The organism is Trichocoleus sp. DQ-A2 (assembly GCF_039961915.1).
Taxonomy (GTDB): Bacteria; Cyanobacteriota; Cyanobacteriia; order Cyanobacteriales; family FACHB-T130; genus FACHB-T130.
The window spans coordinates 13082-38848 of the sequence record NZ_JAMPKD010000035.1 but is presented as its reverse complement, the minus strand read 5'-3'; the positions used below and the strand labels follow the sequence as shown (position 1 = coordinate 38848).

The 25767-nt window shown below is 46.3% G+C and carries 20 protein-coding genes; 7 read left to right on the top strand and 13 right to left on the bottom strand.

What is annotated here, in order from left to right; genetic code table 11:
* Positions 1–97 precede the first annotated feature (97 nt).
* A complete protein-coding gene (locus NC997_RS24980) occupies positions 98–355 on the top strand; it encodes a hypothetical protein (RefSeq protein ID WP_190526566.1) in 258 nt (85 codons plus the stop codon).
* A 183-nt stretch (positions 356–538) separates the two neighbouring features.
* Here the strand turns inward: NC997_RS24980 and NC997_RS24975 are convergent, their stop codons facing one another.
* The 10 genes from NC997_RS24975 to NC997_RS24930 form a co-directional block, all read right to left on the bottom strand.
* Positions 539–1858 (bottom strand): 3-isopropylmalate dehydratase large subunit, encoded by a 1320-nt coding sequence (locus tag NC997_RS24975; protein ID WP_190430306.1) that lies wholly within the window; start codon positions 1856–1858, stop codon positions 539–541.
* Positions 1859–2306: 448 nt separating this feature from the next.
* Positions 2307–2618, bottom strand: a complete 312-nt coding sequence (nuoK, locus tag NC997_RS24970) for an NADH-quinone oxidoreductase subunit NuoK (RefSeq protein ID WP_190413505.1) — start codon at positions 2616–2618, stop codon at positions 2307–2309.
* Between the two features lie 15 nt (positions 2619–2633).
* On the bottom strand, positions 2634–3266 hold the full coding sequence (locus NC997_RS24965) for an NADH-quinone oxidoreductase subunit J (RefSeq protein WP_190413503.1): 633 nt from the start codon (positions 3264–3266) through the stop codon (positions 2634–2636).
* Between the two features lie 93 nt (positions 3267–3359).
* Positions 3360–3944, bottom strand: a complete 585-nt coding sequence (gene ndhI, locus NC997_RS24960; RefSeq protein ID WP_190435723.1) for an NAD(P)H-quinone oxidoreductase subunit I — start codon at positions 3942–3944, stop codon at positions 3360–3362.
* A gap of 95 nt (positions 3945–4039) precedes the next feature.
* Positions 4040–5158 carry an NADH-quinone oxidoreductase subunit NuoH gene (gene nuoH, locus NC997_RS24955; RefSeq protein WP_190526563.1) on the bottom strand — a complete coding sequence of 373 codons (1119 nt, stop codon included), beginning with the start codon at positions 5156–5158 and terminating at the stop codon, positions 4040–4042.
* A gap of 240 nt (positions 5159–5398) precedes the next feature.
* Complete coding sequence (locus NC997_RS24950) at positions 5399–5524, bottom strand: DUF4351 domain-containing protein (protein ID WP_199292304.1); 126 nt, start codon at positions 5522–5524, stop codon at positions 5399–5401.
* Positions 5525–5694: 170 nt separating this feature from the next.
* Positions 5695–6831, bottom strand: coding sequence for a citrate synthase (locus NC997_RS24945; RefSeq protein ID WP_190526561.1), 1137 nt, complete (start codon positions 6829–6831; stop codon positions 5695–5697).
* Between the two features lie 94 nt (positions 6832–6925).
* Complete coding sequence (gene sixA / locus NC997_RS24940; RefSeq protein ID WP_190526560.1) at positions 6926–7417, bottom strand: phosphohistidine phosphatase SixA; 492 nt, start codon at positions 7415–7417, stop codon at positions 6926–6928.
* 57 nt (positions 7418–7474) lie between these two features.
* Positions 7475–8767: a bifunctional oligoribonuclease/PAP phosphatase NrnA gene (locus NC997_RS24935; RefSeq protein WP_190413491.1), complete on the bottom strand. Its 1293-nt coding sequence runs from the start codon at positions 8765–8767 to the stop codon at positions 7475–7477.
* A gap of 465 nt (positions 8768–9232) precedes the next feature.
* Positions 9233–9730: an HNH endonuclease gene (locus NC997_RS24930; protein ID WP_190413489.1), complete on the bottom strand. Its 498-nt coding sequence runs from the start codon at positions 9728–9730 to the stop codon at positions 9233–9235.
* An 892-nt stretch (positions 9731–10622) separates the two neighbouring features.
* Between NC997_RS24930 and NC997_RS24925 the strand changes: the two genes are divergently transcribed.
* Positions 10623–11981 (top strand): hypothetical protein, encoded by a 1359-nt coding sequence (locus NC997_RS24925; protein WP_190526558.1) that lies wholly within the window; start codon positions 10623–10625, stop codon positions 11979–11981.
* 405 nt (positions 11982–12386) lie between these two features.
* Here the strand turns inward: NC997_RS24925 and NC997_RS24920 are convergent, their stop codons facing one another.
* Both NC997_RS24920 and NC997_RS24915 read right to left on the bottom strand, forming a co-directional pair.
* Positions 12387–14060 carry a sodium:solute symporter family protein gene (locus NC997_RS24920; RefSeq protein WP_190526556.1) on the bottom strand — a complete coding sequence of 558 codons (1674 nt, stop codon included), beginning with the start codon at positions 14058–14060 and terminating at the stop codon, positions 12387–12389.
* A gap of 8 nt (positions 14061–14068) precedes the next feature.
* A complete protein-coding gene (locus NC997_RS24915) occupies positions 14069–14323 on the bottom strand; it encodes a DUF4212 domain-containing protein (RefSeq protein WP_190413482.1) in 255 nt (84 codons plus the stop codon).
* Between the two features lie 395 nt (positions 14324–14718).
* Here NC997_RS24915 and NC997_RS24910 point away from each other — a divergent pair, with 395 nt between their 5' ends.
* On the top strand, positions 14719–16797 hold the full coding sequence (locus NC997_RS24910; RefSeq protein ID WP_190526554.1) for a PAS domain-containing sensor histidine kinase: 2079 nt from the start codon (positions 14719–14721) through the stop codon (positions 16795–16797).
* Between the two features lie 62 nt (positions 16798–16859).
* Here NC997_RS24910 and NC997_RS24905 read toward each other — a convergent pair whose 3' ends face one another.
* The gene (locus NC997_RS24905) at positions 16860–17294 is read right to left on the bottom strand and encodes a DUF2358 domain-containing protein (RefSeq protein WP_190526591.1); all 435 of its coding nucleotides are present in this window, start codon (positions 17292–17294) and stop codon (positions 16860–16862) included.
* A gap of 481 nt (positions 17295–17775) precedes the next feature.
* Here NC997_RS24905 and NC997_RS24900 point away from each other — a divergent pair, with 481 nt between their 5' ends.
* From NC997_RS24900 to NC997_RS24885, 4 genes are all read left to right on the top strand, one after another.
* Positions 17776–19668 carry a PAS domain S-box protein gene (locus NC997_RS24900; RefSeq protein WP_347276091.1) on the top strand — a complete coding sequence of 631 codons (1893 nt, stop codon included), beginning with the start codon at positions 17776–17778 and terminating at the stop codon, positions 19666–19668.
* A 349-nt stretch (positions 19669–20017) separates the two neighbouring features.
* Complete coding sequence (locus NC997_RS24895) at positions 20018–23392, top strand: EAL domain-containing protein (protein WP_348257831.1); 3375 nt, start codon at positions 20018–20020, stop codon at positions 23390–23392.
* Between the two features lie 218 nt (positions 23393–23610).
* A complete protein-coding gene (locus NC997_RS24890; protein ID WP_190429372.1) occupies positions 23611–24231 on the top strand; it encodes a cytochrome b N-terminal domain-containing protein in 621 nt (206 codons plus the stop codon).
* A gap of 36 nt (positions 24232–24267) precedes the next feature.
* On the top strand, positions 24268–25749 hold the full coding sequence (locus tag NC997_RS24885) for an FAD-dependent monooxygenase (protein ID WP_190526550.1): 1482 nt from the start codon (positions 24268–24270) through the stop codon (positions 25747–25749).
* The last annotated feature ends 18 nt before the right edge of the window (positions 25750–25767 follow it).

Genomic DNA, 25767 nt, shown 5'->3' with positions numbered 1-25767 from the left:
CGCGATCGCTTTCAGCGTGCGAGTCTCGAAAGAGCGATCGCGACCACCCATTAGTATGGAGTTGATATCAGATAATTTTGATGCCCAGAGGTTTTTTATGAAAGAAAGCACCATCAACAAACAAGCGAATATCTCTGCTGAGTCTCCCTTATGGGAAGAACTTGCTGATGAAGCCGCCGCTACCTGCGTCGGGGGAACTGCGCTGACGGATCTTTTCGGCGAATTGGATAATGCGATCGCCACATCGCCTTTTTCAGAAGAAGGTAGCCAGTTTGTTGAGGAAAATAGCGGGACGATTCAAGACATCTTCCAAGGTTGGATCAATTATATTGACCTGATTAACAGCCTGGGTTAAAGTCTCTAGCACTCTAGCAATTCTCTATGGGATGGAGTACATAGCCCCACCCCTGCCCCTCCTACAAAGGTCGAGCCATTCAATATTGCCCCTCTCCACGAATGTCGAGCCACTCAATATTGCCCCTCTCCGTTCACGGAGAGGGGTTGGGGGTGAGGTTCCGAATTCCCCTCTCCTACGGCTCTACATAAAATCGCGGGGGTCCGTTACATATCCAGTCAACGCCGAAGCCGCAGCCGTATAAGGCGACGCCAGATAAATCCCCGCCTCTTTATTCCCCATCCGTCCGGGGAAATTGCGGTTAGTCGTAGAAACGCAAATTTCCGGCTCATTCAGACGCCCGAAAGTATCTTTCGGACCACCCAAACAAGCCGCGCAGGAAGGTGCCGCAGGCTCAATGCAACCAGCCGCCAAGAAAATCTCAGACAAAGTTTGCCCTTCGTACTTCTGGGTGAATAAGTCTTCGTAGACTTTCTGCGTTGCCGGTACCAAATAAGTAGGAACTTTCACCTGCTGTCCCTTAAGAATGCGGGCAGCGTACATAAAATCTGAGGTTTTGCCGCCAGTGCAGGAACCGATATAAACTCGGTCAATCTTGACATCCCGGCATTCCCGCGCCAAAGCACGATTATCTGGAGAATGGGGCTTCGCGACGACCGGCTCTAACTTAGAGACATCATAATGCCGATCCGAGTAGAAACGAGCATCAACATCCGTATAAACTGGCTCGAAAGGCTTATCCGTCCGGGCGCGCACGTACTCAAACGTCGTCTCATCCGGGGCGACAGTGCCATTTTTGCCACCCGCCTCAATCGCCATATTACACAGCGTCATCCGGTCTTCCATCGACAGACCGTTAATGGTAGTACCGGCAAATTCCAGCGCCCGATACGTGGCTCCAGCAACACCAATATCTCCAATGATTTGTAAGATCAGGTCTTTTGCCAACAGGTAATTTGGCATCTCGCCCTCAAAGACAAAGCGCATCGTCGCCGGGACTTTAATCAACAGCTTGCCGGTGCCCATAATGAAACCAGCGTCTGTGTTGCCGATGCCAGTGGCAAACTGACCAAAAGCGCCTGCGTTACAGGTATGGGAATCGGTACCAAACAGCACTTCACCAGGACGGGTGTGACCTTCTTGTGCTAGGGCAATGTGACAAACACCTTTGTAATCTGGATTGGCTTTAAAGTCGGCTCGGTCGGTGATGTCGTAGAAATATTTAATGTCTTGCTCTTTGGCAAAGTCGCGCAGAATATCAACGTTGCGGTTAGCGCGTTCGTCGGCAGTAAAAATGTAATGGTCTGGAATCAAAACAATCTTTTCTTTGTCCCAGACTTTGGCATCAGCGCCAAATTCGCGCTTGAACACCCCGATTGTACCGGGACCACAAACGTCATGGGTCATTAACAAATCAACGTTAACCCAAATATTCTCCGCCGGTTCGACAATAGCCCGACCGGAGGCACGAGCCAAGATTTTTTCGGTGAGAGTCATCCCCATAGCTATTTTCCTCTTCCTTGCAAAGACGCGATCGCTTTTATTTGATAATGCCTATTTTCTCCAGCCCTCTGTCATTCTATAACAATGTATTTCAGACAACTAATACTAAGGATAGATGTGGGCTGGATACCTGAAATGTTTGACTCTCAACCTTGTCCACGATTTAACTACTCAAATTTATCAGGCAAAACTAAAAATAAGGGTTCAACGTTACTGGAGATAAATCTGAAGATAAATATAAATATTAAAAACGCTTGTAGATTCATCAATCTACATTTATATCCCTAAATATTAATCACTGATTTTTCTGGCGTTGTTAGTAAGGAATAATGGGTAATTGGTATAGGTAAAAACTTTTCAGTTCTAGAGACGCCATTATCGCCTCTAAATTTTGAATTCAAGAGCTTTCTTCAACTCAAAACACTCATTACCCATTACCCATTAACCATTACCACTTCAACAGATTAAACTGCTCCATGTCCACCGTCTCGCGGTTGCGATAGATTGACAGCACAATCGCCAAACCCACAGCGGCTTCAGCAGCTGCAACAGTAATCACAAAGACGGAAAAAACCTGACCTTTAATTTCTTGAGGATCGAGAAAATTTGAAAAGGCCATTAAATTCAGGTTGACAGAATTCAGCAGCAATTCAATCGACATCAGCACGCGAACAGCATTACGGCTGGTAATCAAGCCATAGATACCGATGCAGAAGAGGGCAGCGGCTAGCAGTAGAAAATACTGAAGTTCTAGGTGCATGAGTTTTCTTGGTTTCTAGGTGTTGGTATCTGCGGGGAGTTTACCGCTTTCGGAGCCGACCGTCAAAAGTTCGCGAGGACGTTCCGGCAACGTTAAAGAGGTTGGTTGAGTTAGCTGAGGTGAAATTTCTTCTGGAATATACTCACGACGTGCCAGAACAATTGCGCCCACCATTGCCATCAACAACAACACAGATGCCAACTCAAAGGGTAGCAAAAAGTCACTGAAGAAATGCAGACCAATCTGCACAATGCTACTTTCAATGGGAGTGGTCAAGACCGCTAAAGTCCAGGGAGTTCTGATCACCATCGTACCCAGAAGCCCAAATAAGCCGATACAGACCAAAGCCGTTGATGCTTGGCGAATCCAGCGATTGCGAATGGGTGCAAAATCTTCCCGCTTGTTTACCAGCATGATGGCAAACAAAATCAGGACGTTAATCGCTCCAACATAAATGAGAACCTGCGCCGCCGCTACAAAGTCTGCATTGAGAAGAAGATACAGCCCAGCGATGCTGACAAAAACTCCACCCAGTAAGAAGGCTGAGTAGACAATATTAGTAAACAGCACCACTCCTAAAGCTGAGCCAATCATCATCAGCGACAGCAGGCCAAACGAAACAATCTGAACGCCTTCAGCTAGATTCATTTTTGTCCTTTGTCAGTAGTCAATCGTTTATTTGTCATTCGTCATTCATCATTAGTTTTTTACAAGTGACTAATGACGAATGACAAATCACTTTTATTTTTCCGTTTGTTCCAGAATTTCCGCTGGAAGCTGACCGGGGCGACGGGAACCTTCTGGCAGGTCGTGCGGGTCCATGACGCCCTTGGGTAGGTAGACAAGTTCGCGCAGCGGCGTCACCATTGGGTCTTGCGTGACTTTGTACGGTAAACGACCCAGTGCCACGTTGTCAAAATTCAATTCGTGACGGTCGTAGGTGCTAAGCTCGTACTCTTCGGTCATTGACAGGCAATTGGTCGGGCAGTATTCCACGCAGTTGCCGCAAAAGATACAAACTCCGAAGTCGATGCTGTAGTGCTTGAGGAGTTTCTTTTTGCTTGCTTTGTCAAACTCCCAATCCACTACTGGCAGGTTGATGGGACAAACCCGCACGCAGACTTCGCAGGAAATGCACTTATCAAATTCAAAGTGAATTCGACCCCGGAAACGCTCGGAAGGAATGAGTTTTTCGTAGGGGTACTGCACGGTAATCGGACGCCGCCGCATATGGTCGAAGGTTACAGACAACCCTTGACCAATATATCGAGCCGCTTGGACGGTTTCTTTGGCGTAATCGCCAACTTGTTTGAGGAACTTAAGCATTGTTCTGTGTCTCTCTCTGATTAGAGAATCGGTTATTGGTGATTGTAGAAAAAGGTAATTTTTCCCACGACTTATTACCGATTACCGATTACCAATTACCCGCCAAAAGCAACGGGAAATGCTAATTTTAGGGCTGCGGTCAGTAGCAGGTTGACTAAAGACACTGGGAGCAGAAACTTCCACCCTAGATCGAGCAGTTGGTCAATGCGAACCCGTGGTACAGTCCAGCGCAGCAGAATCGCTATGAAAACGAGGAAGTAGGCTTTTAGGAGGGTCATGGTGATCCCCAGTGATGCATCAATCACCTGCAACCAGGGACTGGTTTCATTAACTCCTAGCCAGCCGCCTAACATTGAGAGGGGAATCGGAAATTCCCATCCGCCTAGATACAAGATTGCAACTAGCAGGGCAGAGAGGACGAGGTTGACGTAAGAGCCGATATAAAATAGACCGAATTTCATCCCGGCGTATTCGGTCTGATAACCGGCAACCAGTTCTTCTTCTGCTTCTGGCAGGTCAAAAGGGAGTCTTTCGCACTCTGCCAAAGCGGCAATCCAAAAGATGAGGAAACCTACGGGTTGCCGCCAGATGTTCCAGCTGAGGACGCCGTAGCCAGATTGCTGTTCTACGATGTCGATGGTGCTAAGACTGTTGGACATCATCGCGATCGCAAGTACGGAAAGCGCTAAGGGAATTTCGTAACTAATCGACTGCGCTGCCGCCCTTAAACCCCCTAGTAGGGAATACTTGTTGTTTGAAGAATAGCCGGACATCAGCAAGCCAATCGGCTGAATGCTGGAGAGGGCAATCCACAAAAAGACGCCCATTCCGACGTTAGAGATTACCAGGTTTTGCCCAAACGGCACAATCAGGAAGGACAAAAACACTGGGATGACAACGATGATTGGGCCTAGCGTGAATAGCAAGCGGTCGGTCTTGGCTGGGACAATATCTTCTTTGAAAACCAGCTTTAGACCATCGGCGACCGGCTGCAAAACACCCAGTGGTCCGGCGAATTCTGGTCCAATTCGCTGCTGAGCCGCAGCAGAAATCTTCCGCTCCAGCCAGACGACCACTAGCACCCCTACGGTAGCACCAATAATCATCAGAAACATCGGCAGCGGCATCCAAATGGCTTTGGCGGCACCTGCTGGGATGCCCAGATCCCTGAGGGATTGGATAAAAGTTCCTTGTAGGTCAATACCTGGGTTCATGTTTCCCGAACGAAGTAATTACTAGGACAATTCGAGACAAGATGTATCGAATCAATCTATCTGTTCTTTTGTGAAGATTTTTTTCAGCTACACAGCCTAGTATATCGTTGGAGCGCATCCAGCCCAGCGCAGCAAATAAGAAATTCTACTTATCCTTAAGTTAAAGTTTTCTGTGGTCAGGAAGAAGGGAGGCGCGATCGCTTGTTGTGGCGGGTGAAAGTGCGATCGCCTGTGTAATTATCACTGATACTGCTCGAACCAGACGGCTAAATCCGTCGGTGCCGTAAAATCCAACAGCGCCTCACCCAACTCCTCTAATTGAGCGATGGGTATCTGTTGAATCCGGCTCTTGCATCTGTTGGTCAACTGAGGCAACTAATCCCTACGAAGGTCAACCAATTAACAGTAAGCTTCCCCATCTACCCCGATTTTCGGAACCAGCGATCGCTCCTCCCATCTCTGCCACAAAAAAAGCGCGATCGCTTCTCTATACAATTTTTGTCGGAAGCGATCGCGTTTTTTCGGGTTCTAGATGACTATCGTTGTTCTATAGAAATGTAGCCAGCTTCGCGAGAACCTTTATAAATTTGAGTCGGACGATAGATGCGGTTTTCTCCTAACTGTTCCTTCCAGTGAGCCAGCCAACCAGCAACACGAGCGATCGCAAAGACGGGTGTAAACAAATCGGTAGGAATGCCCATCTTTCGGTAAACCAGACCCGAATAGAAATCTACGTTTGGGTAAATTCCTTTTTCACCTAATTTTTCCTCTACCGCCCGTTCCAACTCCACAGCAATGTCGTAATACTTATCGTGACCAAATTTCTCAAACAGTTGTTCTGCCAAGTTTTGGAGAATTGTCGCTCGCGGGTCTTTCACTTTGTAGACGCGATGACCGAAGCCCATAATTTTCGCTTTGCGCTGTAAGGCATCCTCTAGCCACGCGCCGACATTTTCCACTGAGCCAATTTCTTCTAACATGGTGATGACTTCTTCATTCGCCCCTCCATGCAATGGGCCTGCCAAAGTTCCCACCGCTGAGGCAACGACTGCGTAGGGGTCGGTCAGGGTTGAAGCCGTCACCCGTGCCGAGAAGGTAGAAGCGTTCATCGTATGTTCTGCATGAAGCGTCAAGCAGACATCGAAAATCCGCGCCGCGAGGGGGTCGGGTTCCCGCTCGTTCAGCATATACAAGAAGTTGGCAGAATAGTCCAAATCATCGCGAGGGCGCACGGGGTCGTTGCCTTTCCGCATCAGTTGGAACGCTGCCACCATTGTGGGAATTTTTGCTAGGAGGCGCACCACCGCTTCCCGAATGTAAGCAGGGTTATCTAAAGCGCGACGGGAGTAAAACAAACCCAAAGCAGCGGCAGAAGCTTGCAGCGCATCCATTGGATGCCCGGTTTCCGGAAAACACTTCATCATGTCCCGGATGCGATATTTGATCCGCCGATGATAGCGAATTTCACTTTCAAAGGCCTCAAGTTCTTCCTGCGTGGGGAGCGTACCCCAAATTAATAAATACGACGTTTCTAGGAAGGTACTCTTTTCTGCGAGGTCTTCGATGCGAATGCCGCGATATTCTAGTATTCCCTGTTTTCCATCGACATAGCTGATACTGGATTGGGCAGCGGGAATGCCTTCTAAACCTGGTTTATACTCGCAGACAGTCATGTTGCTACGGATTGGGTGAGGGGAACATACTCAAGTTACCTTACCAGAAACCGTTTTTGTAGTCGCTAGTTTTACCAGAATTTCTAAACGGGGATTACAACAGCCACTTGGGTGAGGAAAGCAAAAACATCTGGCTATGACCCACGGCAGACTGGGTTTCTGGAAGGCTTAATCCAATCATGCCTGCTTTTTTCAAAATTAGCGCTTCTTGGGTATCGCCCCACACCAAAATTTCTGCCCAATTTCCCAAGTTAGGTTGATGACCTACTAGGGCTAATTGAGATCCACCCGCTCGCCGCCATTCCTCTAACCATCTCAGCCAAGCTTGGATGCCACCCCCAGGAGCTAGGTCGATTGATTCTTCTAGATGGGGACACAAACCGGCGGCGACGAGAATTTTGGCGGTTTGGCGTGCCCTCACCAAGGGACTGGTGAGGATCAGGTCGAAGCGCACACCGATTTCATCCAGTCGTTTTGCTACTTTAGCGGTTTTCTTGCGTCCCTCATGGGTCAGCGATCGCGTTTCATCTTTGACGTCCTCAGATGGCTCGGCGGCGATTCCGTGGCGGATCAAATAAAGTTTCATAGGTTAATTGCTGATGGAAGAATGGAAGAGTCGCAATTTCCATTCTTCCACTCGCTTCTACTCCCCATGAAGCAGATGGTCTTTTGGGTTGACCAACCGAAGCAGCTTTTGCTTGATTTGGGTGTCAAAAACTTCCCATTTCATCTTGGCGTACTCAGAATTTTCATTGAAGCCGCCCAAGAACCCCATCGGAATTTCAAAGCCACCCGCGGAAAGTCGTCCGCCGCCAAAAAAGCGTCCTTGATTGTCTTGCCCAAAGGCTTCTTTGATAAACTCGTCAGGGTCGAGAGTCAGCTTGCTGGTTCTCAGGGAGCCAATTACGACTTCCAATTCTTCGTCTTCGTCGTGGACGATTCCGTAGACGACAGCCGTGTGGACGTTTTCTTCTGTCACGAGAAAGTCTGCCGCTTGGGGGATGGCATCCCGATCTTCATAGCGAAGATAACCAACACCAGCGATAGAGAAGTTATTTTGGACAGTGCGGTTGGTTAGCGATCGCTCGATTACATCCATCACCCGTTTTGAGCGATACGCCTGCAAGACTGCATTCAGCAGCTGGGCGTCATAAAAACGGCTGAGATACCCCGCAGCTAGAAAATCCTCTTCCTGAGCTTGCATCAGCCGGTTCGTGTCTGACCTCAGACCATGCATCAGTGCTGTCGCACATTTTACGTGTTCGCCAATACCGCTATCCAGCTTGAGCAACCCTCCTTGGAGGTACTGGGTTAAAATCGTCGCCGTTGCTCGTGTAGAAGGGCGAATATCCGTAAATTCAGCATGAAGTTCCGTCTGTATACTGTGATGGTCAATCACCACCGTAATCGGAATTCCTGCCTTTTGTACCCAAGGCAGCAATTGACAGGTAGTGCCCTGGTTATCAATCAGAACACAGCCCTGATACACCGACAAGTCCTTCTCCTTTTCCTTCAGGCACTGGACGCCCAAGCGTTTTGCGGGTAAGCCTGTAAGTTTAACCAGAGCAATATTTTCTTGGTGGCTGAGAGTGCCAGCGTACACAATTTCGCATTGGATGTTGTACTGCTTGGCAATCAGTTGATACGCCCAAGCACCCGAAAGGGCATCCGGGTCGGGAAAATCTTGCAAAATTACCAGATGGCGATCGCCCCGGTGACGCTCTAAAGTCTGTCGTAGCGATTCCACGATTCTTTCCAGTGGGGGTTCGCTAGACCCTCTAGCTGAATAATTACCAGATCCATTCACTGTCTGTGTGGGAGCCGCCTCTGTTAGTTGAATTTCAACCACAGATTCCGAATCTGGCTTGGTGTCTATAGGCTTTGACTCGGCGGCGATTGGAGAACCATTGAGAGGCTTGAGCAAATTAGATCGCATATTATGGATAATGCAGGTGTGCAAAGCTATAAAATTAGTATTCCAGTTGCTGCAACAGTCTCTCTCCTCACGCTTCCTGCCAAGTATTTGACAGATTCAGTCAATCGCCCAAAGGGCAAAAAAAGCGCAGTACAGAAACCCTTGTAAATGCCGCGAAAGCTCGCCTCTTTACTGCGAAAACAGGTTTCCAGAGACGCCGTGATTACGCTTGTCTTGATATAGAGCTACCTATTCATAGATCTTGACAAAAAAACTGGCAAACGACACTCCCCCTGCGGTCGCGTTTTCCGGTCTTGACCTTTTACAGTTGCGCTCTTGCTCTTTCATGGCTACCGATTGGCAATGAGGGGTTAAGGAAGAGTGCAATGTTCCTCCGCCCCCAGTACTAGGGGCACCACCCGTACTTGCCAGTCTCTTGACTAGCCAAATTTTAAAACCCCCCGCAGTTGATTTAAATGCAGGGGGCTAAAGGCCGATCACATATTTTTTCCACTCCTGATGCGTACCACTTTTGAGGTGTTTCGCAACTTCAAAGTGCAGACTACTGTAAGGCTTGCGAGGCGGCTGCCGCAAAATCATGTTGGCTTCCTTGGGGGTGCGGCTGCCTTTATTAACATTGCAGCGCACGCAGGCGGTGACAATGTTTTCCCAGGTATCGCCGCCGCCACGAGAGCGGGGAATTACATGATCGAGCGTTAAATCGTCCCCGGTATAACCGCAATATTGACAAGAATGACTATCGCGGTGGAGGATATTTCGACGAGTCAGGGGAATTTCCTTATAAGGAACCCGGACATAGTAGCGCAGCCGAATAACCGTCGGGAGTGGAAACTCTGAGTAGACGTATTTGCCGTTGTGTTCAACCCGCTCTGCTTTCCCTTTGATCAACAAGACAGCAGCCCGCCGCCAGCTGGTGATGTTGAGCGGTTCATAAGAGGCGTTTAACACCAGAACCTTGCCCATAGGGTGATTGAGATATTGAGAAGATTTTTCCAGATGGTAACACAGTTAACCCAAACGCTGTCAGGGTCAAGAGATAGAGAGGGAGCAGGAGAGCATTCCTGTTTTCATTCAAACCTCAGACCTCACTCCTCAGCCTGCCGATTTCAGACCTCAACCCTGCTATACGACAGCTTCTAACAGTTCTCTTAAGAGAAAACTATAGTTGAATAACACTTAAATTTTGTCTTTGAGTCCCGAAAATGCTTCTTCAACATTCCGTCTTTACATTAACTTTTTCTAATCGTTGCTATAAACGTGACTTATTCTTTAAATTAATTTTTTTTAAAGGTAAAAAATCAATTTAAAAATATAAAAACTAATAACTTTATCAATAAATTTTTCAAGCGTTCTCTTATCGCAATCCTAATTTCAGTTGGAAGATGCCAGCCTTTCAGAACTCCGGCTGCTATAGGAAGTCGGGATTTTTTTTGCTTTGACGTTGCATGAAATTAGGCGAGCAATGCCTACCTGCCATACTTTTCGGGCACCCTGTTAAGATAGTACGGTTTCTAGGGGTAAAGAGATTGGTAGTTCTATGGTCATTGCCTTTGACATACTTTGACATAGATGATACCCCGCGCCTTAATCAGATGAAAGAGCATACTACTCAGCATTCACCCGCTTCTTGATGTAGGCTGAGAAGTCCTGTACGGGCGACAATCATGCTAAAAAGCGCGCTGTGTAAAAACTTGCTACCCGCATGAATGTGACGTCTGCGTGACAGGCGTCACATTCATGCGGTATCCAGCCTCACTAAGTCATGAGGCGACTATCATACGCTATCAAGGTTTTCAATCACCAAATCCTCTAAAGAAAAAGTTTACATTTAGAATAAAGAATTCTCGATAGCGCAATGCAAGTTCAAGCAACCAGTAAGCACTCAAGAGTTCTTAAGACATCCACGCTTAAGGATGTCTTATTAGATACTCATCAGACTGAACCACTCATTAATTCAAACAAGCTGGTGCCGAAGATTCCAGATCCTCAGGAAATAATTTGTCAGTTTTTTTTGGACATTGTTAAACAATGGGCACCAGATTTAGTTCTGTATGAGTTTAAAACTTTATTTATTAATCCAGTCAAGGCGATTGGTTCAGCACATCTGCAAGCACTTAAAACAATTGTTGATTCTAAAAATGAAGAAGAATTTAAAAATACATTAAAGCGTTCTTGTTATATTCTTCTCAATAACTGGATATTGGCTCGCCACTACCAAGCCTTAAAAGATTTAATTCAATTAATTTCTAATTCTGCTAACTGTGATAGCATCTCATCTCCAAGTGTAAAATGTCTAAAGGCTTGGCTTGCAGATTTCGTTAATAGCCAAGATTATGAGGAACTTAAGCTATTTGTTTCTAGATATGAAAATCGAGAGCAAGACCATTGGAAGAGCCGTTATACATCTTATTTGTTAGCGCCTCAGTATGTTAATAAGAAAAATCCTGAAGAACAACGCCAAGCTGCTAAAGGCTTATCAAAGCAGTTGAAAGACCAGTTTAAGTTTGATCTGGCAATGTACACAGCTCATTCTGAGTCTAGGGGATTTAACAATAAGAAAAACCAAAATCCTACGGCTTTGGGCGATCAAGCACTCCGTTTAGTTAAAAAAGTTATCGCTAGACGCGGAATGTTTAGCTATGAAAACATTGCAAATATTTTTTTAAAACAAACCAAAGAATTGAAATACAAGCATTTTAAGCAAGGCTTACTAAAATATTTATTTTATTCGGCTGAAAGCCAAGGTCAGGTAGAGACTTTAAAAACTAATTTGTGGAAAATATTAGAATTTATCTATAAAGAGGCTGATGAAGAAGAGATCAATAGCCTTCTGCTGATTAAAACCTGTAAACGGGTAATTGAATGTTTAACGATCAAGAATAATGGCGAACCTTCTTCTCTGTTCGTTTCATTAGCTTCTGAAGGAAAATCGGTTACTCTAGCAATCCTACTGCTGAAGATTATTCTAATTTGTCCTCCCACTCGGACTCATTTAGAAGTTTGTTTGGCTAAATTGATTCAATACTATGAAGAATATTCGCAAGAAGAATGTTCTTGGGTAATTAACTTTTTAGAAGTAATCAGAATTACTTTAACAATTTATACAGAAAATGTTCAATTCGATTTAGTCAATATGGAGGAAGATAGTCTCTCTCCGTCGGATAGTATGGATGGGAAGGGTTATCGAGTTTTTTCTCGGAAGTATCGGAAGTAACCGGAAACTTGGTAGTGGCTCTAGAGGGTTACTTGTTTAAAGCGGGATGGTGGAACTTACTTCAATGCTAATTTTTCCTTGTGATGCTAGCCATCAGAAATCCCAACCTTCTTCACAAGGGAGCAAAAAGAAAATCGTAAGTGTAGCGCCAGTAGAATGAATGGGTATAAGTTGGTAAACCTTTAGAGCTAGAGTTAGTAGACCTGTAAAGCGATCGCATCTACGTAGCGAGTCTCAAAAAATTACTCCACCAGCCTACAAAAAAGGGGCGATTGATGAATCACCCCTACCTGTGTGTTGATTTATACCATTTTGTTGTAGATCTGCCGCTTGTGCCAATTTTGAAGTTATGTTGCGGCGCTTGTTTGGTCGTCCAAACCCCCAAATCTAAAATCCAAACGAGGATCAATGGCTTGACGAAGCGACTGGTTCCCCACCTGGGGTGCGTAACTCTTCCACCATTTCCTGTATTTCTAGCGGCGGTGGCGGAGTTAGACGCGAAACAACCCAGGTGACAACAAAATTGATCGCCATGCCCAAGGTGCCAATTCCCTCAGCAGAAACGCCGAAAAACCAGGGTGGCATCCCATAAAATTTGACACCCGCAATGTAGGAGATGGTAAAGATAAGACCAGCTAACATCCCGGCGATCGCGCCTTCCCGATTTGTCCGCTTGTCGAAGATGCCTAAAATGATGACTGGGAAAAAGCTGGCTGCTGCCAAACCAAAGGCAAAAGCCACTACCTGCGCGACAAAACCGGGGGGATTGATGCCGAAGTATCCGGCAATCGCGATCGCAAACCCGACCATAATTCGACCCACCATCACTCGCAGCGATTCTGACGCACCTGGATTAATGATGCGGTAGTAGATATCGTGAGCAACCGCACTGGAGATTACCAAAAGCAAACCGGATGCGGTAGACAGCGCCGCCGCTAACCCTCCCGTCGCCACCAAGCCAATCACCCACGGAGCGAGTTTTGCCACTTCTGGTGTTGAGAGAACGATAATATCCGGATCGATGCCGATCTCGCTGGTGGCTTTATCGGGCGTCAGCTGAATCCGCCCATCCCCGTTCTTATCTTCAAAAGTAAGCAGCTTGGTGTTTTCCCACTTGTTCACCCAGTCGAGTTGATGAATTTCCTGAATCGTCTGGTTGTGCAAACTGTCGATCAGGTTATAACGGGCAAACGTTGCGAGCGCGGGGGCGCTAGTGTAGAGTATCGCGATAAATAGCAGCGCCCAACCCGCTGAGTAACGCGCCGCACGGACATCAGGAACTGTGTAAAAGCGCACGATGACATGGGGAAGTCCCGCAGTTCCCACCATCAAAGCAATGGTGGTAAACAAAACATCCAGCATCGATTTGTTGACAAACGGTTTGGTGTATTCCTGAAAACCGAGGTCAACCTGGATTTGGTTTAATTTCGGGACAATATCGCTAAAAGGGAACGCCAGTTGGGGGATCGGGTTGCCGGTGAGCAGCATGGCGATCGCGATCGCGGGAATCAAGTAGGCAATAATCAACACGCCGTACTGTGCCACCTGAGTCCAGGTAATCCCCTTCATTCCCCCTAAAACGGAGAAAAAGCCGACAATCACCATCCCAATGATCACGCCAGTGCTTACATCCACTTGCAAGAAGCGGCTGAACACAATTCCCACACCCCGCATCTGTCCCGCGACGTAGGTCATGGAAACAAAAACTGCCGCCACAACTGCCACTAAACGGGCGACATTGGAGTAATAGCGATCGCCCACAAAGTCCGGCACCGTATATTTACCGAACTTCCGCAAATAGGGAGCCAGCAACAACGCCAGCAGAACATAGCCACCCGTCCAACCCATCAGATAGATCGAGCCGTCGTAACCCAAGAAGGAAATCAACCCTGCCATTGAGATAAACGACGCCGCCGACATCCAATCTGCTGCTGTTGCTGCACCGTTGGCGATGGGTGGGACTCCACGTCCCGCCACGAAAAAACCTGCACTTTCTTTAACGCGTGACTGCCAACCGATGTAGAGGTACCCAATGAAAGAAAGACTAACCAATAAAATAGTCCAGATTTCAACTGACATTCTTTCCCTCACTCATCGATATCGTATTTGCGATCGAGCTTGTCCATCTGCACGGCGTAGATGAAAATCAGCCCTACAAAGACAAAAATAGAACCCTGCTGTGCCATCCAAAAGCCGAGAGGAACGTTACCAAAACGCACCGCATTCAATGGCTCAACTAACAGAATGCTAAAAACGAGGGATACTAGCGCCCAAACGATCAAAAGATTCCGAATTAAAGCAGTATTGGCTCGCCAGTAAGCCTGACGTTTATCTTGATGCATAGATTTTTGCGGTTGCCAGAACCTCAAAAGAGAATAACTTGATTAGATTATCAGGAGTGGACGCGATCGCGCTCTTTTGATGCAGCCACCTAGCAGCGAAACATCTCGTAAAACTAAACGTAAAATCCCGGAGGGAGATAACTTCAGTTCCTACAAAATCCGGGTTTTTGAAGATTTACACTTACCTGCTCAGCGTATACCGCAATGCTCCAGCTTCTTAAACTTAGGAAGTGGCAGAAAATCCGCGATCGCTTCCGAGTAAATACATAAATTGGGATTCTAAAAACAAAATGCAAAATTTTGTAAGAATTGGGATGAATACTCTGCATTATTTGTCGGAAGCGATGGGAATACTAATAAAAGATAACGGGGAGTAAACATCCAAGAGGGCTACTGTGAACAATCCCAAGCATCCAAGCGAACCGACTGAGCCGCTGGCGAAAGCAGAGTCCGAACTCAATGCATTTTTTAACCTGTCCCTCGATCTCTTAGGCATTTGCGGGCAAGATAGGTACTTCCAGAAACTCAACCCCGCCTGGGAGAGCGTTTTGGGCTGGACGCTGGAAGAATTGATGTCGCGCCCTTGGATTGAATTTGTCCATCCAGATGATGTTAATGCAACGCTAACCGCATCCGGAGAATCTGCTGACAATGCGATCGCTCATTTTGAAAATCGCTATCTCTGCCAGGATGGCAGCTATCGATGGCTGTCTTGGAGAACGTTACCGCATCAAAATGGATGCTTCTATGCAGTTGCCAAAGATATCACCGAGCATAAAGCCGTTGAGTTAGAACTACAACAACTCACCGCCCAAGTTAAGCAACAATCCACAAACCTCGACCAAATTCTCTCAGCTTCTCCAGATCGGATTTATCTGATCGATAGAGCGGGAAAATATGCCGATACTAGCCTTGCAGGTGCCAAGGCACTAGGGTTCCAGCGTAGCGACGTGGTAGGGAAGACATGGCAAGAACTCGGCTTGCAACTGGAAAATATGGGGTCAATTGAAGCGGACCATCAGACAGTATTTTCTACCGGGCAACCGATGACTGGCGAAGCTTACCTTCCCGCCATCGAGGGTTTCAGGCACTACGAGTACACTATCACCCCCATCCATAATCCAGATGCCAGTGTGGATGCAATCCTCAGCACTGTCAGAGATATTACCAGTCAAAAGTGGGCAGCCGCCGCCCTAAAAGAAGCCAACGAAGAACTAGAACGTAGAGTAGAAGAGCGTACAGCAGAATTACAACAGGTAAACGAGCAACTCCGGGATGAAATTAGCCAAAGTCGGCGACACGCTGCGCTGCGCCAATGTGCAGAAGCAGCACGGCGCGAGAGCGAAGAAAGATTCCGCCGAGTTTTTGATGATGCTCCTATCGGTATCACCTTAGTCAGAAAACCTGACTGTCGGTTTTTCATGGTGAATCGAGCCTTTTGTGAAATTTTGGGTTATACGGAGTCAGAACTGACCGCCCTCAACCTTTTCGAGATTAACCATCCCGAAGATTTGGAAACAGAAACGCCTTATCTCAAGCAAATCATTCAGGGAGATATAGACAGCTATCAGCTTGAGAAGCGTTATATCAAGAAAAACCAAGAAATTTGCTGGGTGAAGTTAACGGCAACGGTAATCCGGAATGAAATTGGAGAAGTCCTCTATGAATTAGGCATGGTTGAAGACATCACCGAGCGGAAACGAGCTGATGCTGAAATTCGGAATGCGATGGAAAAAGAAGGGGAACTCTGCGAACTGCGTTCTCGCTTTGTTACCACCGTATCCCACGAATTTCGCACCCCGTTGAGCATCATCATTCTATCTGCCAGATTACTAGAACGTTTCCCACATCAAGCAAGTGAAGAAAAAAAACGCGAGTATTTTGCTCGCATTCAAGCAGCTGCCAAGAATATGACCCATCTATTAGATGATGTGTTGTTTATTGGTAAAGCCGAAGCCAAGAAGCTCGCCTTTAATCCAGCACCTTTAGATTTAGAAAAGTTCTGTCACGACCTCGTGGAAGATATCCAAGTGACAATTAGCAAGCAACACGCGATCGCTTTCGCTTGTCAAGGTCAAAGTACGCATTTTTGTATGGATGAAAAGTTGCTTCGGCAAATTTTTACGAATTTGCTTTCAAATGCCATCAAGTATTCCCCGAAAGGCGGCAATATTCAGTTCGACTTAGTTTGCGAACAAGGAACAGCACTTTTTTTCATCCGAGATAAAGGAATCGGCATTCCTCCCGAAGCCAGAACGCGGTTATTTGAATCTTTTCATCGAGCTGATAATGTGGGGACGATTCCGGGTACTGGATTAGGACTTTCTATCGTAAAAAATTGTGTAGATTTACACGGTGGAAAAATTGCAGTAAACAGTGAAATTGGAGTGGGAACGACCTTTGCTGTTACCCTTTATTCAAGTAATTGTGGGTCTAAAGTAGAGGCAATTAATCCTCTGGTTCGAGCTTCATAAATTCTAGGAATTATTTTTATCAAAATAATTCCTAAAATCAAGGCATTCATTTAAATTTGATCTTAGATATTCCCTCCCTTTTTCAGGAACTGCTTCAAAATCTCGCTGGGTTTGCGATCCCATGTATCGATGTGATTGTAAATTAACCCATCTTTATTAAGGTTATACGTAGAGTAGCCATTAAAAAATAGGCGAGGTTTCCACGGAAGGCGCAAAACACCGCGCACAGTCCAATTTGCCCTAATCGTCTCTTCATCTTTCTGCTCCACATCATGAAGATCGAAAAATATTTCTGTAAAAAATAGCTGCGCGTGAAATCGCAACGTCCAAAAGATAATCCGATAGTTGAATTTCCATTTAAATTTATTCACTGGATCTTCAAAGTAGATATCCTGCGTATAAATGTCGTAGGAAATATCTCTTTCAAAAAGCATGGGTAGATCATTTTTAAGCGTTTCCACCACTTGTTCTACTTGTAATTGATATTCCACCCGCATTCTCTCCTCAACCAGCGGCACAGTGATGATTTTAGCGGTTTTTTAAGTTCTTTTTTTGCAAAAAACCGGATTCTAGACCAGCTGCGATTTTACATTGATTTTCAGCGATTGCTTCTTGTCTATGGATGCGATCGCTTACAAAGTAATAAAAGATCCGAAATTCTACAGTAGACGGTATCTCCAGCTAATGCTGTTTCAGGGCGTTAGCGACAAAGATTTCTAGTCAAAAGTTTTCTGCCTAAAAATAAACTGATAGTTGCTGTCTAGATGACCTGCTAGCTATCCGTAATTTCTCTGAAATCTGTCGATTAACACATAAATAGTCAAAGTCGATTGTTTGCACAAATTGTAAGCAAATTGTTACCTTATTCATGAAAATCAACAAATATATGAAATATTCCAAGATAAGATACAAATTGAATATTAAATGTAAAAACTATTACAGCCATAAATCTTGATGCTAAAATTTGTGCAAAATTTTTTGTCAAAAGATTTTATTCCCCACGGGCATTGTTACCTGTGGAAGCCTGGATTAGTGTGGCTGCACATTACATCTGATATTTTGATCGCAGTCGCTTATTATTCGATTCCAATCATGCTGGTATATTTTGTCTCCAAAAGGCGAGATATGCCCTTTTATGGGATATTCCTGTTGTTTGGAACATTCATTGTTGCGTGCGGTACGACGCATCTAGCAGAGGTGGCGACGCTGTGGCATCCGTATTATTGGTTATCAGGATTCTTGAAAGCCTTTACGGCTGGGGTTTCTGTGTATACGGCGTTGATGCTAATGCCCTTAATTCCTCAAGCACTTGCATTTCCTAGTCCAGCGCTATTGGAAACTGCCAACAACACACTAGAAAAGGAAATTGCCGAGCGCCAAGCCACTGAAGAAGAACTACGAAAACTCACATTAGAGTTAGAAAGACGAGTTGAAGAAAGGACTGCGGCGCTACAATCTGCCAACATCTTGTTACAACAGGAAATTGTCGAACGCCAGCAGACAGAAGCGGCGTTACGGGAAAGCGAAGCGCAATATCGTCGCATTGTCGAAACCACGACTGAGGGAATCTGGGTTCTCGACACCGCAGGCAATACATCTTTTGCGAACAATCAGATGGCCCAAATGCTAGGCTATACCATCCCTGAGATGCTAGGTCAGACTTTATTTGCATTCATGGATGAAGAAGGTCAGGCGATCGCGATCGCTCAGATGGAACGTCGCCGCCAAGGAATTAAAGAACAACATGACTTTAAATTCACCCGTAAAGATGGCTGTAACTTGTGGGCGATTGTTGCTACAAATCCCATCTTCGATCAAACAGGGCAATACATCGGTGTCTTAGGAATGATTACCGACATTACCGAACGTAAAGCCGCCGAGGAAGCCTTACGGCAATCGGAAGCGCAATTGAGACAACAAACAAACCAGCTAGAACAAGCTTTTCGAGAACTGCAACAAACCCAAGCGAAGCTCGTTCAGAGCGAAAAAATGTCCAGTTTGGGGCAGTTAGTCGCCGGAGTTGCTCACGAAATTAATAACCCAGTCAACTTCATCTACGGCAATATCACCCACATCAGCGACTATACTCAGGAACTGCTCAACCTGCTGTCCCTCTACGAGAAACACTATCCTCATCCGGTTCCTGAAATTCAAGCCTATGTAGAGATGAGCGACTTCCAATTTATGAAGAACGATCTCCCAAAGCTGCTGGCGTCGATCAAGGTGGGGGCAGAACGCATCCGCCAAATTGTCTTGTCGCTGCGTAACTTCTCCCGACTGGATGAAGCGGAAATGAAAGTCGTTGATATTCATGAGGGAATTGAAAACACTTTGCTGATTTTGCAGCATCGCTTGAAACAAGTCGGAGGCACTTTAGGCATTCAACTGGTCAAAGAGTATGGCAAGTTGCCGCTAGTCGAGTGCTACCCAGGTCAGCTCAACCAAGTGTTTATGAATATTCTCAGCAATGCAATTGATGCCCTCGAAGAGGCAATCGGGAATGGGTCACGGGTTGTGAATCATGGGGAAGAAAGTACCCATGAACAATTACCTACGATTCGGATTCATACTCAAATGCTAAACACCAATCAGGTAGCAATCTACATCGCTGATAACGGCCCTGGTATGAGTCAAGAGGTGCAGCAACGAGTGTTCGATCCGTTCTTTACCACAAAAAGCATCGGCAAAGGCACGGGGTTGGGGTTATCCATTAGTTATCAGATTGTGGAAAAACACGGTGGTCAATTAAAATGTATTTCCGCAGCGGGACAAGGGGCAGAATTTACCATCGAAATTCCAATTCACCAGACCAGTCGGCAGCCTGCTTTAGTGAAGCCATCTGCCTTGTTTTTAGAGCCGTATAAATCTTGATAAAATTTATAAAAAATTAGGCAACTCTCTGCTAAAGATAATAAAATCCCCGTATTTTCACGGTTGCTGAATTTTGCAGTTGCTCCAGCTAGAATGCAAAAATTTAAATAAGCAGCTTTTTTTCTACCGAGCCAAGTCGTAAATAGATTAATTAAATAATCTTTGTAATCCTGTATACAGAGTAACTTTCTACATCTAAAAATTAATAAAATTAAAAACTTATTAAGGGAATTTGTGACAGAAAAACGAAATTCTTGTGACTTAGATCCCTCAAGAACCTATGTAAATTAAGGTAAAAGTAAAAGTTACGAATATAAATATAACTAACCTAGCTGAGGAAAAACAGAATATGGGAAATCTGAGCCGGATAGGTATATTTGAAGCTATATCCCAAAAAATAACCAAAGCTAGTGCCAGCAAAAATGTCGCAAGCATCGAATCTGGAGAAATATCCTGCGTGAAAGCGCCTATGCCTAGCCATGAAGCAGGAAGGCTGAAAGCCCTCCAGCAGTATGAGATTCTTGATACGGCTCCCGAACAGGCTTTCGACGATCTAGCTCGTGTGGCTGCACATATTTGCGGAACACCGATTGCGCTAATCAGCCTCGTCGATGCGAATCGGCAGTGGTTCAAGTCAAAAGTCGGTGTGGAAGTATCAGAAACACCGCGAGATATCGCCTTTTGCTCCCATGCTATTCTGCAATCCGATTTGTTTATCGTCTCAGATGCATTAGCCGACCAACGGTTTGCCACGAACCCTTTGGTAACGACTGACCCCAATATCCGCTTTTATGCAGGTGCGCCTTTAATCACACCCGCCGGTTATGCGCTGGGAACGCTGTGCGCGATCGACTTTGTGCCGCGTCAACTCAAGCCTGAGCAGCAAGAAGCCCTCTTATCACTGAGTCGTCAGGTCGTAGCGCAACTAGAACTAAGACGTAATTTAGTAAATATGCGACAAGCGATCGCTGAGCGCTTGCAAGCAGAAAGTCTCTTAGCTAGTCAGAAGCGTGTACTGGAAATGATTGCTAGAGGAGACTCTCTCAATAGCGTCCTGAACGTCTTATGCCGCAATATTGAGAAACATTCCAGTAAAATGCGATGTTCCGTTCTACTTCTGGATGAAAATGGGAGCAATCTCCGCCATGCCGCAGCACCTAGTCTTCCAGAAAGCTATAATCGTGCCCTTGACGGAATCGCCATTGGGTCGCGTGTTGTTTCTTGCGGGACAGCTGCCTATTGGAAAGAGCCTGTAATTGTCTCAGATATTGCCATCGATCCGTTGTGGCAAGATTACCGCGAGTTAGCGTTGAGCAACGAACTGCGAGCTTGTTGGTCTACACCAATTCTTAATTCGGATGGCAAGGTGTTGGGTACTTTTGCCATGTACGACTCCCAGCCTTGCACCCCTAATTCTTATGATTTACAACTGATTGAAATAGCAACAAACTTAGCAGGAATTGCCATTGAGCGCCAGCGGACAGAAACCGCACTCCAGAAAGCGCACGAAAAGCTAGAAAATCGGGTTTGGGAACGAACCCAAGAGCTAGAAAAAGCGAATCGGACATTACAAGCCGAAATGGAAGAGCGCCAGCGAGCAGAAGCGGCGCGGCGGGCATCAGAAGAAAGATTCTTTAAAGCCTTTCGTTCCACTCCTGACGCAATCACTATCAGTACGCTGGCAGAGGGACGCCTTATTGAAGTCAACGATAGCTTGCTAAACATTACTGGTTATACCCGCGAAGAAATCATCGGTCGCACCACAGTTGAGCTGAAGATTTGGGCAAATCAGGAGCAGCGCGATCGCATGAAGCAGATATTGCTGGAGGAAGGGTCTGTTCGCAACATAGAATTTACCTTCCTTACAAAATCAGGTGAGGCGCGTGTGGCATTACTATCAGCAGAGATTATTGACTTTGACAATCAGCAATGTCTCCTCGCTGTGAGCCGAGATATTACCAGCCGCAAGCAAGCGGAAGAAGCACTTAGAGTACAACAAGAGTTTCTTCGCAATGTGATTGACTCCACCCCAAATTTAATTTTTGTCAAAGACTGGGACGGAAAATTTACTCTGGTTAACAAAGCATTAGCAAGTATTTATGGAACAACCGTTGAAAATTTGCTTGGCAAAACCGATGCAGATTTCAATCCGAATTTTGAGGAAGTAGAACGGTTTCTCTCTGATGACAGAGAAGTGATAATAGGAGAAACGGAAAAAATCATTTCTGAGGAGACCCTCACCGACTCTACAGGCAACGTGCGTTGGTTTCAAACCACCAAGAAATCTCTAGTCTCACCAGATGGGAAAGCCCGACAAGTGCTGGGTGTTGCCACAGATATTAGCGATCGCAAACTGGTAGAGGATCTATTAATCCACGATGCCTTTCACGATAAGCTGACAGGTTTAGCCAACCGCGCTCTATTCATGGAGCGGCTCGGACATTTGGTTGAGCTGACAAAACGGCGTCAAGATTACTTGTTTGCTGTACTGTTTCTGGATCTCGATCGCTTTAAGGTGATTAATGACAGCCTTGGACATACAATCGGCGATCAACTACTTGTCGAAATCGCTTACAGGCTCCAGAGGTGTCTGCGTCCTGGAGATATGGTTGCCCGTCTTGGGGGAGATGAGTTCACGATTCTTCTAGAAGATATTCAAGATGTGAGTGACGCCACCCGCGTTGCGAACCAAATTCAAAATGAACTCGCTTTACCTTTTAACCTAAACGGGCAGGAAGTCTTTACCAGTGCCAGTATTGGCATTGCCTTTAACACTACAGATTCTCACCAGCCGCAAGACCTCTTACGCGATGCCGACATTGCCATGTATCGTGCTAAGGCATTGGGTAGAGCGCGTCATGAGGTCTTCGACATGACGATGCACACTCACGCTGTGGAACTTTTGCAGTTAGTAACTGACTTGAGGCAGGCTGTTAATCGCCAAGAGTTTCTACTTCACTACCAGCCCATTGTTTCGCTCTCCACAGGTCAAATTACTGGATTTGAAGCTCTAGCGCGCTGGCAGCATCCAGAACGCGGTTTGATTTCTCCAGCTGAGTTTATTCCAGTAGCAGAAGAAACTGGACTAATCGTTCCTATCGGTTGGTGGGTATTACAGGAAGCGTGCCGTCAGATGTATGTATGGCAAAAACAACTTGTTAATGATTCATCATCCGGTGTTCCTGGCAACAAACCATTAACCATCAACCATCAACCATTAACTATTAGCGTAAATCTATCGAGCAAACAGTTTACGCAACCTCATCTCGCTCAAGCAATCCATCAGATTTTAGAGGAAACAGGTTTAGATCCTGGCTGTTTGCGGTTAGAAATCACTGAAAGCGCGGTGATGGAAAATGCTGAATCTGCGATCGCGACCCTCTTACAATTAAAAAAACTAGGCGTCCAGATATATATTGATGACTTCGGCACAGGTTATTCATCTTTAAGCTATCTGCACCGATTTCCGATTGATACGTTGAAAATTGACCGTTCTTTCGTCGGTAGAATGAGCAGTGATAGCGAGAATTGGGAGATTGTCCGTACCATTATCACACTGGCTCACAACTTGGGTTTGGATGTGGTGGCAGAAGGAGTAGAAACAGCAGAGCAACTTGCCCAACTCAGAACCCTGCAATGCGAGTATGGACAAGGTTACTTTTTCTCCCGACCTCTGGATGTTGCATCTGTCGAGACATTCATGGCGGCAGAGCATCAGTGGTGAGGAAAATCGGCTGTTTTGTTCTGAGAATGTGGATTTTCCTAACACCCTATAGAGACAGTAACGAGAGCATCCCCTGAATTGCGTTCCGGGTCTTGGCGTATGCGTTCTCTTTGCTGCTCGTTTTCCTCACAAATTTAATAATTTCTTGGGTTCAAATCAGAAAAAATAAATACAATAAGTATAAATACATATTCAACCAAAAAAGGTTGGAGTTAGCCATGAACAATGTGCAGTACGCTTTTGTACTTCGACGACTGGCTACTATTTTGGCTGTAGCAATTTTGTCTTTGAGCCTGACAGCAGCCGTCACCGGAATTCTTCTATCTTTCTATTACGAACCGACCGCAGGTGGAGCCTATAATTCCTTGAGGGAAATCAAATCAGAGATTCCCAACGGTTGGCTAATTCAGCGTCTCCATGAGATTGCTGGAAATGGATTAATTGGGGCTTCTCTGATAGCGATTGTTGTGATGTTTCTCGGTGAAAAATTTCGCCGAAGCTGGCTGACGGCTTGGATTAGCGGAATTTTATTAACTTTGGTAGCGATCGCGCTTGGTTGGACTGCCATGCTTCTCGATTGGACACAGTTAGGGTACTGGCGTTTCACCATCGAATTAGGCACAGTAGAAGCCGTCCCTGGAATTGGTTCCCTACTCCGAGAAATCCTCACGGGGGGTGGAGCCATCAATACGGTAACAGTTGCCCATTTGTACACGTTGCATAGTTACATTCTTTCAATTGGGGCACTGATTCTGGCAGTGATTCATCTCGGAGGACTATTGCTACAAGAAAAAGAAGAGAAGCAGACGCTGATAGAATCAGAAGCAAAATTAAGCTGACATACATCTAAATCACCCAAAAAAACTCAAACGTCTATGTCCGTCCCTCACCAACTGGCGGTTGGCAGCAATAGACAAGCCATTGTCATCGGTGGCAGTATGGCTGGGCTACTGGCAGCGCGAGTGCTTGCCGAACGCTTTAACCAAGTGACGATTATTGAACGCGATCGCATCCCAGACAAACCTGAGACGCGCCGAGGCGTACTCCAAGCCCACCAAGCTCACGTTCTGCTGTTGCGGGGGCAGCAGATTTTAGAGCAACTGTTTCCTGGGTTGGGTACTGAATTAGCGGCTGCTGGCGCTACTGCTTTGGACTGGACGTTAGACTGTCCCATGCTAGATTTTGGCGGCTGGGCACCCCGCTTTTCCTCCGGACTGGTGACTCGTGCCTGTAGTCGAAACCTGCTGGAGTGGATGATTCGCCGCCGACTGGCTGCTTACAGCAATGTACGCTTTCTGGAAGAATGCCAAGCAACCGAGTTGTTGTCCGACACCAGCAAAACTAAGGTGACGGGCGTGCAGGTGCAATTTCACAACCACGGGCAAAACACTAGCGCCGCAGATGTAGAGACGCAAAATTCCGCGTCTCTACCAGCCGATCTGGTCGTGGATGCAACTGGACGGAATTCCAAAACCCCTGAGTGGATAAAGGCATTAGGTTACACACCGCCTCAAGAGACAGTCATTAACTCCTTTTTAGGCTACGCCAGCCGTTGGTATCAACGTCCAGCGGATTTCCAAAGCGATTGGAAATCCATCGTGGTGTGGTCTAAACCAGGGGAAAACTCTCGCGGTGGGCTGCTTTATCCCTGTGAGGGTGACGCTTTTGTGATCACCCTGGCTGGTTTGGGTCGAGACTATCCACCCAGCGACGAAGCTGGCTATTTGGAATTTGCCCGCAGCTTGCGATCGCCGATTCTCTACGAAGTGGTCAAACAAGCCCAACCGATTTCACCCATCTACTGTCATCGCGGCACAGAAAACCGCCTGCGCCACTACGAACAATCTAGATTGCCAGAAAACTTTGTCGTCTTAGGTGATGCCGTCTGTTCCTTCAATCCTATCTACGGTCAAGGTATGACCGCGGCGGCGATGGCTGCATTAACCCTGGAGGAGTGCTTGAAAGAGCAATTTCAGCGTCACTCTCAAGACGATTTAACGGGTTTAACGCGGCGTTTTCAAAAGCAACTGGCTAAAGTGAATCATATCCCTTGGCTGATGGCGACCGGCGAGGATTTCCGCTGGCCTACGACCGAGGGCGGTCAACCCGATCTAAGGACCCGATTTATGCAACGGTATCTGGATCGTGTGAGGTTAATCACGGTTGAGAGTCCCGTAGCGTTCAAAGTTTTCATAGAAGTGCTGCACCTGCTGAAACCGCCCACCGCGTTGTTTCAGCCTAGTATCTTAATGCAAGTGCTAAGGCAGGTAATCACTCGGCGTCACCAAGATCAACCGAATGCTAATGAACTATCTCTTCCGAAGCTGCCGTCTTCTGCTGTTGATTCGTTAACCTGAATAGTGTCCGCATCGGCG

What these genes read in the sequence shown, in the direction of transcription:
- NC997_RS24980 (WP_190526566.1), top strand. Translation starts at nt 98, where the DNA reads ATGAAAGAAAGCACCATCAACAAACAAGCGAATATCTCTGCTGAGTCT.
- ndhI (WP_190435723.1), bottom strand. Translation starts at nt 3,944, where the DNA reads ATGCTTAAGTTCCTCAAACAAGTTGGCGATTACGCCAAAGAAACCGTC.
- NC997_RS24935 (WP_190413491.1), bottom strand. Translation starts at nt 8,767, where the DNA reads ATGCGATCTAATTTGCTCAAGCCTCTCAATGGTTCTCCAATCGCCGCC.
- sixA (WP_190526560.1), bottom strand. Translation starts at nt 7,417, where the DNA reads ATGAAACTTTATTTGATCCGCCACGGAATCGCCGCCGAGCCATCTGAG.
- NC997_RS24895 (WP_348257831.1), top strand. Translation starts at nt 20,018, where the DNA reads ATGGGAAATCTGAGCCGGATAGGTATATTTGAAGCTATATCCCAAAAA.
- NC997_RS24920 (WP_190526556.1), bottom strand. Translation starts at nt 14,060, where the DNA reads ATGTCAGTTGAAATCTGGACTATTTTATTGGTTAGTCTTTCTTTCATT.
- NC997_RS24885 (WP_190526550.1), top strand. Translation starts at nt 24,268, where the DNA reads ATGTCCGTCCCTCACCAACTGGCGGTTGGCAGCAATAGACAAGCCATT.
- NC997_RS24965 (WP_190413503.1), bottom strand. Translation starts at nt 3,266, where the DNA reads ATGAATCTAGCTGAAGGCGTTCAGATTGTTTCGTTTGGCCTGCTGTCG.
- NC997_RS24925 (WP_190526558.1), top strand. Translation starts at nt 10,623, where the DNA reads ATGCAAGTTCAAGCAACCAGTAAGCACTCAAGAGTTCTTAAGACATCC.
- NC997_RS24975 (WP_190430306.1), bottom strand. Translation starts at nt 1,858, where the DNA reads ATGGGGATGACTCTCACCGAAAAAATCTTGGCTCGTGCCTCCGGTCGG.
- NC997_RS24945 (WP_190526561.1), bottom strand. Translation starts at nt 6,831, where the DNA reads ATGACTGTCTGCGAGTATAAACCAGGTTTAGAAGGCATTCCCGCTGCC.
- NC997_RS24905 (WP_190526591.1), bottom strand. Translation starts at nt 17,294, where the DNA reads ATGCGGGTGGAATATCAATTACAAGTAGAACAAGTGGTGGAAACGCTT.
- NC997_RS24930 (WP_190413489.1), bottom strand. Translation starts at nt 9,730, where the DNA reads ATGGGCAAGGTTCTGGTGTTAAACGCCTCTTATGAACCGCTCAACATC.
- nuoK (WP_190413505.1), bottom strand. Translation starts at nt 2,618, where the DNA reads ATGCACCTAGAACTTCAGTATTTTCTACTGCTAGCCGCTGCCCTCTTC.
- NC997_RS24915 (WP_190413482.1), bottom strand. Translation starts at nt 14,323, where the DNA reads ATGCATCAAGATAAACGTCAGGCTTACTGGCGAGCCAATACTGCTTTA.
- NC997_RS24890 (WP_190429372.1), top strand. Translation starts at nt 23,611, where the DNA reads ATGAACAATGTGCAGTACGCTTTTGTACTTCGACGACTGGCTACTATT.
- nuoH (WP_190526563.1), bottom strand. Translation starts at nt 5,158, where the DNA reads ATGAACCCAGGTATTGACCTACAAGGAACTTTTATCCAATCCCTCAGG.